At 59.8% G+C, this 12,356-nt stretch carries 11 protein-coding genes; 6 read left to right on the top strand and 5 right to left on the bottom strand.

What is annotated here, in order from left to right; genetic code table 11:
* Nucleotides 1-23 precede the first annotated feature (23 nt).
* Nucleotides 24-1,181 (bottom strand): Do family serine endopeptidase AlgW, encoded by a 1,158-nt coding sequence (algW, locus tag K5E40_RS05605; RefSeq protein WP_221730023.1) that lies wholly within the window; start codon nt 1,179-1,181, stop codon nt 24-26.
* A 103-nt stretch (nt 1,182-1,284) separates the two neighbouring features.
* Between algW and K5E40_RS05600 the strand changes: the two genes are divergently transcribed.
* The 3 genes from K5E40_RS05600 (at nt 1,285) to cysN (ending at nt 5,125) form a co-directional block, all read left to right on the top strand.
* Complete coding sequence (locus K5E40_RS05600) at nt 1,285-2,043, top strand: Nif3-like dinuclear metal center hexameric protein (RefSeq protein ID WP_221730022.1); 759 nt, start codon at nt 1,285-1,287, stop codon at nt 2,041-2,043.
* 256 nt (nt 2,044-2,299) lie between these two features.
* Entirely contained in the window at nt 2,300-3,217 is a 918-nt protein-coding gene (cysD, locus tag K5E40_RS05595; protein ID WP_098967227.1) for a sulfate adenylyltransferase subunit CysD, read from the top strand.
* A gap of 9 nt (nt 3,218-3,226) precedes the next feature.
* Nucleotides 3,227-5,125 (top strand): sulfate adenylyltransferase subunit CysN, encoded by a 1,899-nt coding sequence (cysN, locus tag K5E40_RS05590; protein WP_221730021.1) that lies wholly within the window; start codon nt 3,227-3,229, stop codon nt 5,123-5,125.
* A gap of 170 nt (nt 5,126-5,295) precedes the next feature.
* Here the strand turns inward: cysN and K5E40_RS05585 are convergent, their stop codons facing one another.
* The 3 genes from K5E40_RS05585 to K5E40_RS05575 are packed head-to-tail and all read right to left on the bottom strand — an operon-like array spanning nt 5,296 to nt 8,688.
* On the bottom strand, nt 5,296-6,201 hold the full coding sequence (locus tag K5E40_RS05585; RefSeq protein ID WP_221730020.1) for an acyltransferase: 906 nt from the start codon (nt 6,199-6,201) through the stop codon (nt 5,296-5,298).
* Entirely contained in the window at nt 6,202-8,301 is a 2,100-nt protein-coding gene (gene pta, locus K5E40_RS05580) for a phosphate acetyltransferase (protein ID WP_221730019.1), read from the bottom strand.
* Between the two features lie 60 nt (nt 8,302-8,361).
* On the bottom strand, nt 8,362-8,688 hold the full coding sequence (locus tag K5E40_RS05575; protein ID WP_221730018.1) for a DUF3565 domain-containing protein: 327 nt from the start codon (nt 8,686-8,688) through the stop codon (nt 8,362-8,364).
* Here K5E40_RS05575 and K5E40_RS05570 point away from each other — a divergent pair.
* The 3 genes from K5E40_RS05570 (at nt 8,657) to K5E40_RS05560 (ending at nt 11,009) form a co-directional block, all read left to right on the top strand.
* Nucleotides 8,657-9,142 (top strand): peptidylprolyl isomerase, encoded by a 486-nt coding sequence (locus tag K5E40_RS05570; protein ID WP_150604393.1) that lies wholly within the window; start codon nt 8,657-8,659, stop codon nt 9,140-9,142. The genes K5E40_RS05575 and K5E40_RS05570 overlap by 32 nt on opposite strands.
* 124 nt (nt 9,143-9,266) lie before the next feature.
* A complete protein-coding gene (locus K5E40_RS05565; RefSeq protein ID WP_221730017.1) occupies nt 9,267-9,749 on the top strand; it encodes a glutathione peroxidase in 483 nt (160 codons plus the stop codon).
* A gap of 156 nt (nt 9,750-9,905) precedes the next feature.
* Entirely contained in the window at nt 9,906-11,009 is a 1,104-nt protein-coding gene (locus tag K5E40_RS05560; RefSeq protein WP_221730016.1) for an NADH:flavin oxidoreductase, read from the top strand.
* Nucleotides 11,010-11,116: 107 nt separating this feature from the next.
* On the opposite strand, the gene K5E40_RS05555 is transcribed toward K5E40_RS05560, so the two are convergent.
* Nucleotides 11,117-12,316: a glycosyltransferase family 1 protein gene (locus tag K5E40_RS05555; protein WP_221730015.1), complete on the bottom strand. Its 1,200-nt coding sequence runs from the start codon at nt 12,314-12,316 to the stop codon at nt 11,117-11,119.
* Nucleotides 12,317-12,356 lie beyond the last annotated feature (40 nt).

Here is a 12,356-nt window from a genome sequence, read left to right as displayed (position 1 = left end):
GCGCCATCGGCGCGAACAAAGTCTTACTGTTCTTTTTCCTGCACCGGTGCTGGTGGTGGGCGCAGGCCGATTTCTGCGGTGAGCTTGAGTTCTTTGCCGTTACGCATCACCTGAATCGTCACCTTGTCGGTGGGTTTGATCCGCGCGACCTGGTTCATCGAGCGACGACCATCGCCGGCCGGTTCGCCATCGATACTCAGAATCACGTCACCCAGTTGCAGGCCGGCTTTCTGCGCCGGACCGTCACGGAAGATACCGGCGACAACAATCCCCGGGCGCCCCGACAAGCCAAACGACTCGGCCAGTTCCTGAGTCAGGGGCTGCACTTCAATACCCAGCCAGCCACGAATCACCTGGCCGTGCTCGATAATCGACTTCATCACTTCCATCGCCAGTTTCACCGGGATGGCAAAACCGATGCCCTGCGAGCCGCCGGACTTGGAGAAGATTGCCGTGTTGATGCCAGTGAGGTTGCCGTTGGCGTCGACCAGCGCGCCGCCGGAGTTGCCCGGGTTGATCGCCGCGTCGGTCTGGATGAAGTCTTCGTAGTTGTTCAGGCCCAACTGGTTACGCCCGGTGGCGCTGATGATGCCCATGGTCACGGTCTGGCCGACGCCGAACGGGTTGCCGATGGCCAGCGCGACATCGCCGATGCGAATATTGTCGGAGCGCCCGACGGTAATCGACGGCAGGTTTTTCAAGTCAATCTTCAATACGGCGAGGTCGGTTTCCGGGTCGCTGCCGATCACCCGAGCGAGGGTTTCACGACCGTCCTTGAGCGCCACGACGATCTGATCGGCACCGCTGGTGACGTGGTTGTTGGTCAGAATGTAGCCTTCCGGGCTCATGATCACGCCGGAGCCGAGGCTCGATTCCATGCGCTTCTGCTTGGGCGAGTTGTCACCGAAGAAGCGGCGGAACTGCGGATCCTCAAACAATGGATGCGCCGGTTTGTTGATGACTTTGGTGGTGTACAGATTGACCACTGACGGTGCGGCAGTGGTCACCGCGTCCGCATAGGACACCGGCCCCTGTTGCACGCTGGTGGTCTGCGGGGCCTGTTGCAGGTTGACGTCGAGGCTCGGCAGCCCGACCCATTGCGGGTAACGCTGAATAATCAACAGAGCGATAAGCACACCGGCCAACAGCGGCCAGCCCATAAAACGTAGCGCCTTGAACATTAAGCACGTCCTGGAAAAGTTGCAGGCGGGGTCAGACCGCCCATAATGTCGCGCATTATACGAGGCCGCGCGCGCCTCTGAACGGGATATTTAGGAGTCTTTCATGGCCGTCGCCCTCAGCACCCTCGTCGAAGAAGCCGATCGTTACCTGGGCAGTGCAAAAATCGCCGACTATTGCCCCAACGGGTTGCAGGTCGAGGGCCGTCCGCAGGTGATGCGCATCGTCAGCGGCGTCACCGCCAGCCAGGCGTTGCTCGATGCCGCCGTCGAGGCCGAGGCCGATCTGGTGCTGGTGCATCACGGTTATTTCTGGAAGGGCGAAAACCCGTGCATCACCGGCATGAAGCAGCGTCGACTCAAGACATTGCTCAAGCACGACATCAGCCTGCTCGCCTATCACTTGCCGCTGGACCTCCACCCGGACGTGGGCAATAACGTGCAACTGGCGCGTCAACTGGACATCACCGTTGAAGGCCCGCTGGATCCGGATAATCTGAAAATCGTCGGTCTGGTCGGCTCGCTGAGCGAACCTGTCACCCCGCGTGATTTCGCCCGCAAGGTGCAGGAAGTCATGGGCCGTGAGCCGTTGCTGGTCGAAGGCAGCGCGATGATCCGTCGGGTTGGCTGGTGCACTGGCGGCGGCCAGGGTTATATCGATCAGGGTGTGGCGGCGGGCGTCGATCTGTTCCTGAGTGGCGAAGCATCCGAGCAGACTTTTCACAGTGCCCGGGAAAACGACATCAGCTTCATCGCCGCCGGCCACCATGCCACCGAGCGTTATGGTGTGCAGGCGCTGGGCGATTATCTGGCAAAGCGTTTTGCTGTCGAACACATCTTCATCGATTGCCCGAACCCGATTTGACGTATCACATCGATCCAAGGTGGGAGGGGGCTTGCTCCCGAATGCGGTGTGTCATTCAAAAATGATTTCGACTGATCCTGCGCTTTCTCGAGCAAGCCCGCTCCCACAGGAGGGCGCTTCCTGCCCAAACGAGTGGGCATATTCATATGCTCTTTCGATCTAGTTGGCGTCCTGATTAGAAGAAGCTCGCTGTGCTAGGATTCCCCGCTCGAACACGGCCCGCTGGCCGTTCATAAGAAAGCTTTCGTGAGTAGCCATGGTCGACAAACTGACGCATCTGAAACAGCTGGAGGCGGAAAGCATCCACATCATCCGCGAGGTGGCCGCCGAGTTCGATAACCCGGTGATGCTGTACTCCATCGGTAAAGACTCCGCCGTGATGCTGCACCTGGCACGCAAGGCGTTCTTCCCGGGCAAACTGCCGTTTCCGGTGATGCACGTCGACACCCGCTGGAAATTCCAGGAAATGTACAAGTTCCGCGACAAAATGGTCGAAGAGCTGGGCCTGGACCTGATCACGCACATCAACCCGGATGGCGTGGCGCAGAACATCAACCCGTTCACCCACGGCAGCGCCAAACACACCGACATCATGAAAACCGAGGGCCTGAAACAGGCGCTCGACAAGCATGGTTTCGACGCAGCGTTCGGCGGTGCCCGTCGCGATGAAGAAAAATCCCGCGCCAAAGAGCGCGTGTACTCTTTCCGTGACAGCAAGCACCGCTGGGACCCGAAAAACCAGCGTCCAGAGCTGTGGAACGTCTACAACGGCAAGGTCAACAAGGGCGAATCCATTCGTGTGTTCCCGTTGTCGAACTGGACCGAACTGGACATCTGGCAGTACATCTACCTCGAAGGCATCCCGATTGTGCCGCTGTACTTTGCCGCCGAGCGCGAAGTGATCGAGAAGAACGGCACGCTGATCATGATCGACGACGACCGAATCCTCGAGCACCTGTCCGATGAGGACAAAGCGCGCATCGTCAAAAAGAAAGTGCGTTTCCGTACCCTTGGCTGCTACCCGTTGACGGGCGCGGTGGAGTCCGAGGCTGAAAGCCTGACGGACATCATTCAGGAAATGCTCCTGACGCGAACTTCCGAGCGCCAGGGCCGTGTCATCGACCACGATGGCGCCGGCTCCATGGAAGACAAGAAACGTCAGGGTTATTTCTAAGGGGTTGTCATGTCGCACGTATCTGATTTGATCAGCGAGGACATCCTCGCCTACCTGGGCCAGCACGAACGTAAAGAACTGCTGCGCTTTTTGACCTGCGGTAACGTCGATGACGGCAAGAGCACCCTGATCGGGCGCCTGCTGCACGACTCCAAGATGATCTACGAAGATCACCTGGAAGCCATCACCCGCGATTCGAAGAAAGTCGGCACCACCGGTGACGATATCGACCTGGCATTGCTGGTCGACGGTCTGCAGGCCGAGCGTGAGCAGGGCATCACCATTGATGTCGCCTACCGCTATTTCTCCACCGCCAAGCGCAAATTCATCATCGCCGACACCCCCGGCCATGAGCAGTACACCCGCAACATGGCCACTGGTGCGTCCACCTGTGACCTGGCGATCATCCTGGTCGACGCCCGTTACGGCGTGCAGACCCAGACCCGTCGCCACAGCTTCATCGCCTCGCTGCTGGGCATCAAGCACATCGTTGTCGCCATCAACAAGATGGACCTCAAGGATTTCGATGAGGGTGTGTTCGAGTCGATCAAGGCCGACTACCTGAAGTTCGCCGAAGGCTTGAAGATGAAGCCGACCAGCATGCACTTCGTGCCGATGTCGGCTCTGAAGGGCGACAACGTGGTGAACAAGTCCGAGCGTTCGCCGTGGTACACCGGCCAGTCGCTGATGGAAATTCTCGAGACCGTGGAAGTGGCGGGCGACCGTAACTTCACCGATCTGCGTTTCCCGGTGCAGTACGTCAACCGTCCGAACCTGAACTTCCGTGGTTTCGCCGGCACGCTCGCCAGCGGCATCGTGCACAAGGGCGACGAAGTCGTGGTGTTGCCGTCGGGCAAGAGCAGCCGCGTGAAATCCATCGTCACCTTCGAAGGTGAGTTGGAACACGCAGGTCCCGGTCAGGCCGTGACGCTGACCATGGAAGACGAAATCGACATCTCCCGCGGCGATTTGCTGGTGCATGCCGACAACGTGCCGCCGGTCACCGACAGCTTCGAAGCGATGCTGGTGTGGATGGCTGAAGAGCCGATGCTGCCGGGCAAGAAATACGACATCAAACGCGCCACCAGTTACGTGCCGGGCTCCATCGCCAGCATCGTCAACAAAGTGGATGTGAACACCCTCGAAGAAGGTCCGGCGAGCGCGTTGCAGCTCAACGAAATCGGTAAGGTGAGGATCGCGCTTGACGCGCCGATCGCCCTCGACGGTTACGAGAGCAACCGCACCACTGGCGCCTTCATCATCATCGACCGCTTGACCAACGGCACCGTCGGCGCCGGCATGATCGTCGCGCAGCCCGTGACTCACGGCACCGCGACGCACCACGGCAAACTGGCCCATGTTGCTACCGAAGAGCGCGCTCAGCGTTTCGGCCAGCAACCGGCCACCGTGTTGTTCAGCGGTTTGTCGGGCGCGGGCAAGAGCACGCTGGCGTACGCCGTTGAGCGCAAGCTGTTCGACATGGGGCGTGCGGTATTCGTGCTGGATGGCCAAAATCTGCGTCACGACCTCAACAAAGGTCTGCCGCATGATCGCGTCGGTCGCACCGAAAACTGGCGTCGTGCCGCGCATGTTGCGCGTCAGTTCAACGAAGCGGGTCTGCTGACGCTGGCGGCATTCGTGGCACCCAGCGAAGAGGGGCGTGAGCAGGCCAAGGACCTGATCGGCAAGGAACGTCTGCTGACGGTCTACGTCCAGGCCTCGCCGACTGTGTGCGCCGAGCGTGATCCGCAAGGGTTGTATGCTGCCGGTGGCGACAACATTCCGGGCGAATCCTTCCCGTATGACGTGCCGCTCAATGCTGATCTGGTGATCGACACCCAGTCGCTGTCGCTGGAAGAAAGCGTCAAGCAAGTGCTGGATCTGCTGCGTCAGCGTGGTGCGATCTAAGCGTTAGCTGCAAACCAAAAAGCCCGCCGATGAGCAATCATCGGCGGGCTTTTTATTTCGGGCCAACTCGGTCAACTGTGGGAGCGGGCTTGCTCGCGAAAGCGGTGGATCAGCCAGCATCAGCTTTGAATGGTAAACCGTATTCGCGAGCAAGCCCGCTCCCACAGGAATCAATGGCGGTCTGGATATTCGCGGTGCATCTGTTCCAACAGCGCATCCTTGTCCAGCCATAGCTGATTGATCCAGCCTTGAAACTGCAGGCGATATTCGCCGTCCTGGTCGTAGTTCTTGCCGATGAATTGCGGCGGGATCTTCAGCGCTTCAAAGTGCACCACGACATCCCGCACATTCCCACACAGCAGGTCCCAGAAACCCGGACGTCCGGCCGGATAGTGGATCGTCACGTTGACGATCGACTCCAGTTGTTCACCCATTGCGTCCAGTACAAAGGCAATGCCCCCGGCCTTGGGCTTGAGCAGGTATTTGAACGGCGATTGCTGTTGAGCATGCTTGCCTTCAGTGAAGCGCGTGCCTTCGACGAAGTTGAAAATCCCCACCGGATTGTTGCGAAATTTCGCGCAGGTCTTGCGGGTGGTTTCCAGATCTTTGCCTTTCTTCTCCGGGTGCTTGGCAAGGTAAGCCTTGGAGTAGCGCTTCATGAACGGAAAGCCCAGCGCCCACCAGGCCAGACCGATCACCGGCACCCAGATCAGCTCCTGCTTGAGGAAGAACTTCAGTGGCTGGATGCGCCGGTTGAGGACGTATTGCAGCACCAGAATATCGACCCAGCTCTGGTGGTTGCTGGTGATCAGGTACGAGTGTTGATAGTCAAGACCTTGCAGGCCGCTAAGTTGCCAGCGCGTGCGGCGCACCAGGTTCATCCAGCCTTTGTTGTTGCTGATCCAGGCTTCGTGGGTGTGGCGCATCAGCCAGCCGGCGATGCGCTGAGCGACGGCGAACGGCAAGGCCTTGACCAGCGCCACGCAGAACAGAAACGAGCACAGCACAATGGTATTGAGCGCCAACAGCAGCGAGGCGATCACGCCGCGCAGTGGTGCAGGTAGAAAGTCCAGCATTTACACATCCATAGGTCGGTTGGCGGCTTGGATCGCCGTGAGGGCGATGGTGTAGACGATGTCGTCGACCTGTGCACCGCGTGGCAAGTCGTTCACCGGTTTGCGCAGGCCTTGCAGCATCGGGCCGAGGCTGACGCAATCGGCGCTGCGCTGTACGGCTTTGTGGGTGGTGTTGCCGGTGTTCAGGTCAGGGAACACGAACACCGTGGCGCGACCGGCGACCGGACTGTTGGGCGCCAGTTGCCGTGCCACGTTCTCGTTGGCGGCAGCGTCGTATTGCAATGGGCCGTCGATCAGCAGCGAGTGCTGTTGCTCATGGGCGAGCAGGGTGGCTTCGCGGACTTTCTCGACTTCCTCGCCTGTGGCCGATTCGCCACTGGAGTAACTGATCATCGCCACGCGCGGGGTGATGCCGAACGCGGCGGCAGAGTCAGCGCTTTGCAGGGCAATCTCGGCCAGTTCGGCGGCGCTTGGGTGCGGGTTCATCACGCAGTCGCCGTAGACCAGTACTTCTTCGGGGAACAGCATGAAGAACACCGACGACACCAGCGTGCAGCCCGGCGCGGTTTTAATCAGTTGCAAGGCTGGGCGGATGGTATTGGCGGTGGTGTTGATGACACCGGAAACCAGCCCGTCGACTTCATCCAGTGCCAGCATCATGGTGCCGATCACCACGGTGTCTTCCAATTGTTGTTCGGCCATCGGCGCGTTGAGGCTTTTGGTCTTGCGCAGGGCGACCATCGGCTCGACATAGCGCTCGCGGATCAGGTCCGGATCGAGGATTTCCAGCCCTGGCGGCAAGACGATGCCTTGGGCACGGGCCACGGCTTCGACGTCTTCGGGTTTGGCCAGCAACACGCAACGGGCGATGCCGCGCTCCTGGCAGATCGCCGCTGCCTGCACGGTGAACGGCTCGCTACCCTCGGGCAGGACGATGCGCTTGTTGGCGGCTTGGGCGCGCTGGATCAATTGATAGCGGAACACCGCCGGCGACAGGCGCATTTCCCGTGGCGTGCCACAGCGTTGGTGCAGCCAGTTGGCATCGAGATGGCTGGCGACGAAATCGGTGATGATTTCCGCACGCTCGCGGTCATCGATGGGGATTTCCTTGTTCAGGCCATTGAGCAGGTTGGCGGTGTCGTAGGAGCCGCTGCTCACCGACAACACCGGCAGACCGGCCTGCAAGGCGCCACGGCACAAGTCCATGATGCGCGGATCGGGCAGGGTGTCGCTGGTCAGCAGCAGGCCGGCCAGTGGCACGCCGTTGATCGCCGCGAGGCTGACGGCGAGGATGATGTCGTCGCGGTCGCCCGGCGTCACCACCAGCACGCCGGGCTTGAGCAGCTCGACGGTGTTGCGCATGGTCCGCGCGCAAATGATGATTTTGCTCATGCGCCGGGTTTCGTAGTCGCCGGCGTTGAGCACTTGCGCGCCCATCAGGTCGGCCACGTCACGGGTGCGTGGTGCGTTGAGTTCGGGCTGGAACGGGATGCAGCCGAGCAAGCGGAAATCGCCGTTGCGCAGTAATGGCGAGTGCTCCTTCAGACGTGCGGCGAAGGCCTCCATGCTCTCGTCGGTCTTGACCTTGTTGAGGATCACGCCGAGAACCTTCGGGTCCTTCGGGCCGCCGAATAATTGCGCCTGCAATTCGACGCGGCCGGAGAGTTCGGCGAGCACTTCGTTTTCCGGTGCCGACACCAGAATCACCTCGGCATCGAGGCTTTTGGCCAGGTGCAAATTCACCCGCGCGGCGTAACTGGCGCTGCGGGTCGGCACCATGCCTTCCACGACCAGCACGTCCTTGCCGACGGCTGCCTGCTGATAAAGGGTGATGATTTCTTCGAGCAGCTCATCGAGCTGGCCGTCGCCGAGCATCCGCTCAACGTGGGCCAGGCCCAACGGTTGTGGCGGTTTCAGACCATGGGTGCGGGCCACCAGTTCGGTGGAGCGCTCAGGGCCGGTGTCGCCCGGATGCGGCTGGGCAATCGGCTTGAAGAAACCGACTTTCAACCCGGCTCGCTCAAGCATGCGCACCAGCCCGAGGCTTATGGAGGTCAGACCCACACCAAAATCGGTGGGCGCGATAAAAAAAGTTTGCATGCGAATTCTCTAAGGGTGCATGGCAATGGCGATCATCTATCTCTGACGATCTGCCGAATTTCAGTCGCCAAGGTTATCGCTAACCGAGCCTTGTGCGCACCAACCGCAGGCAAAGGGTTGGCCTATTTTTTCAATACGTTGCGCCGGGTCCAGCACCCACGCCCGCGATTGCCAGGGTGGCTGGTGACGCAGGTGCTGAGTGTGGCCACAGGAAAGCTCGGCCACCCAGTGATCCTCTTTGTCCTGATGGAAGCCAGTAATCGTCGAATCCCGTTTGTCCGGGTTGTGTTCGCTTTCGCGCGATTGCTTCGCTAAACTTCGCCTTTCTAAATTCTTATGCAAAAGGTCTCGCCCCATGCTGATCGCCGCCAATAAGGCTGTCTCCATCGACTATACCCTGACCAACGACGCTGGTGAGGTCATCGACAGCTCCGCCGGCGGCGCTCCGCTGGTCTACCTGCAAGGCGCAGGCAACATCATCCCGGGCCTGGAAAAAGCCCTGGAAGGCAAAGCTGTTGGTGACGAGCTGGAAGTTTCCGTTGAGCCGGAAGACGCTTACGGCGAATACGCGGCCGAACTGGTCAGCACTCTGAGCCGCAGCATGTTCGAAGGTGTTGACGAACTGGAAGTCGGCATGCAGTTCCACGCATCGGCGCCGGACGGCCAAATGCAGATCGTGACCATCCGTGACCTGGACGGCGACGATGTGACTGTTGACGGCAACCACCCACTGGCCGGTCAGCGCCTGAACTTCAAAGTGAAGATCGTTGCTATCCGTGACGCCAGCCAGGAAGAAGTCGCTCATGGTCACGTCCATGGCGAAGGCGGCCATCAGCACTGATTTTCTGCGCTAAGCTTTCGAGAACTGGAGAGGCGCCTGCGGGCGCCTTTTTAGTCCGCGGCTGTCCTTGGTAGCTTCGCCAAGTGGCCGTTTCGAGTAGAACACGGGAATCCTGGAGTTCGTCATGAGTGCTTTTCACGACCTTAAGTTGACAGCCCTGGATGGTCAGGAGCTACCGCTGGCGCCCTTCAAGGGCCACGTCGTGCTGGTGGTCAACGTCGCCTCCAAATGCGGCTTGACCCCACAGTACGCGGCGCTGGAAAACCTTTATCAGCAGTTCAAAAGCAAAGGCTTCAGTGTGTTGGGCCTGCCGTGCAACCAGTTTGCCGGTCAGGAACCAGGCACCGAACAGGAAATTCAGGAATTCTGCAGCCTCAACTATGGCGTGACATTTCCGTTGTCGAGCAAGCTCGAAGTCAACGGTCACGATCGTCACCAGCTCTACCGTTTGCTGGCGGGCGAGGGGGCGGAATTTCCCGGTGACATCACCTGGAATTTCGAGAAGTTCCTGCTCGGCAAGGACGGCCGGGTGTTGGCCCGGTTCTCGCCACGCACGGCGCCAGACGATCCGACCATTGTTCATGCGATTGAAAAAGCGCTGAGCTGAAACCTGAAAATCGCAGCCATCGCGCTGCGATTTTTTTGCCTGCCTTTTGACCCTTAATCATTCAGATCAATAGTGCTTCCGCGCTGGCGTCACTATTCATATTATCGCCATCATATGGGTTATGCCCTGTCGATAATGTTTTCGTGGAGCCTTGTGATGCCCGTTCAAGCCCTGTTCAAACCGTTCCACCTCGGTGCCCTCGAACTGCCGACCCGCGTGGTCATGGCGCCAATGACCCGTTCGTTTTCTCCGGGCGGCGTACCGAACTCTAAAGTCATCGAGTATTACCGCCGTCGCGCAGCCGCTGGTGTCGGCCTGATCATCACCGAAGGCACCACCGTCGGCCACAAGGCCTCGAACGGCTATCCGAACGTGCCGCACTTTTACGGTGAGGCCGCGTTGGCCGGCTGGAAAAAAGTCGTCGACGCCGTCCACGCTGAAGGCGGCAAGATTGTTCCGCAACTGTGGCACGTCGGCAGCGTACGTCGTATCGGCACCGAGCCGGACGCCAGCGTGCCGGGTTACGGTCCGTCGGAAAAACTCAAGGACGGTCAGGTCGTGGTTCACGGCATGAGCAAACAAGACATTCAGGACGTGATCGCCGCTTTCGCTCAGGCGGCCAAAGATGCACAAAGCATCGGCATGGATGGCGTGGAAATCCACGGCGCCCACGGCTATCTGGTCGACCAGTTCTTTTGGGAAGGCAGTAACCAGCGCACCGACGAATACGGTGGCAGCCTGGCCAACCGTTCGCGTTTCGCTATCGAACTTATTCAGGCAGTACGCGCGGCGGTCGGCGAAGGTTTCCCGATCATCTTCCGTTTCTCGCAGTGGAAGCAGCAGGATTACACCGCACGTCTGGTGCAAACCCCGCAAGCGTTGGGCGAGTTTCTCAAGCCATTGTCCGAGGCAGGCGTGGATATTTTCCACTGCTCGACCCGGCGTTTCTGGGAACCGGAGTTCGACGGGTCCGAGCTCAACCTGGCAGGCTGGACGCGTAAGCTAACGGGTAAACCGACCATCACTGTCGGCAGCGTCGGGCTCGATGGCGAATTCCTGCAGTTCATGGTCAACACCGACAAGGTCGCCCAACCGGCCAGTCTGGAGAACCTGTTGGAGCGTTTGAATAAAGAGGAATTTGATCTGGTGGCAGTAGGCCGTGCGCTGCTGGTGGATCCGGACTGGGCGCAGAAAGTGCGCGAAGGACGTGAGCAGGACATTCTGCCGTTCAGCCGTGAGGCGTTGATGACGCTGGTTTAACGGGCGCCTTCATAGGCCCCTTCGCGAGCAAGCCCGCTCCCACAATTGAAATGCATTCCAATGTGGGAGCGGGCTTGCGCGCGAAGACGGCTCAAAGCCAGCGGTAATCAAGGCAATGTCTGCGCATTCGGCACCACCTGCTCCCCGACACATGCCCCACGCAAATGGCTTTCAAACTGTTCGATCACCGCCGCCCATCCCTGGCGACTTGCATGTTGCCGCGCATTCAGGCGCACGCAACGCAATGTCTCATGCACCTCCAGCAACCACGCCGCCGCATCACAGAACGCCTCTTCATCGCCCGGCATCGCCAGTACGCCGTTATAGCCATGGCGAATATGCTGCGCCGCCGCTGCCTGATCGTAAGCCACCACGCCAAGCCCTGAAGCCAGCGCTTCGAGCACCACATTGCCAAAGGTTTCCGTAAGGCTCGGAAACAGGAACACATCACCGGACGCATAGTGCGCCGCCAACGCTTCACCGCGCTGCGCCCCACAGAAAATCGCCTCGGGCAGATCTTTTTCCAGGGCCATACGTTGCGGCCCGTCGCCGACCACGATCAGCTTCAGATTGCGCTGTGGATAAGTGCTGCGCAGCTTTTCAAAGCAGCGTTTGAGCAAACCGAGGTTTTTTTCTGGCGCGAGTCTTCCTACATGAATCACAGCAATGTCGCGCTCACCCAGCCCCCATTGCTCACGCAAAGCGTTCATGCGTTTGGTTGGGTGGAACAACTGGCTGTCCACGCCTCTGGACAACAACGCCAATCGCTCGAAATGCCGGCGCTCCAGCTCCAGTCGCTGGCTGACACTGGGCACCAGCGTCAGCGCCGAACGATTGTGAAACCAGCGCAGGTAATGCGTCAGCATCCGGGTCAGCAGACCGAGGCCGTACTGGCTGGTGTATTGCTGGAAATTGGTGTGGAAACCGCTGACCACCGAGATCCCCAGGCGCCGCGCTGCACGCAACGCCGACAACCCGAGCGGGCCTTCAGTGGCGATGTACAGCACGTCAGGACGCTGGTGCTTCCAGCGCCGCAGCAGTTTGTGCATCGACGACTGGCCCCATTGCAGCCCCGGATAACCCGGCAACGGCCAGCCACGACACAACAACACTGCATCGTCGTCACTGCGCTGCGGATCACCGCCCTGACGCGGCCGCACCAAGTCAACTTGATGGCCGCGCGCGCGCAATCCATCGCACAAGCGACCAAGGGTATTGGCCACCCCGTTGATTTCCGGTGGGAAGGTTTCGCTGATCAGTGTGATGTGTAGAGCTGTCGTCATGACCTCAGTGTCGGCTGAGGCCATGTCGCGCTTGTGACGGTCGGATGATGGATTTGTGACGGGG

It is taken from the genome of Pseudomonas baetica (assembly GCF_019733355.1).
GTDB classification, from domain to species: domain Bacteria; phylum Pseudomonadota; class Gammaproteobacteria; order Pseudomonadales; family Pseudomonadaceae; genus Aquipseudomonas; species Aquipseudomonas baetica_A.
Note: the sequence above shows the minus strand (reverse complement) of the source record. Positions and strands in the feature narration are given on the sequence as shown.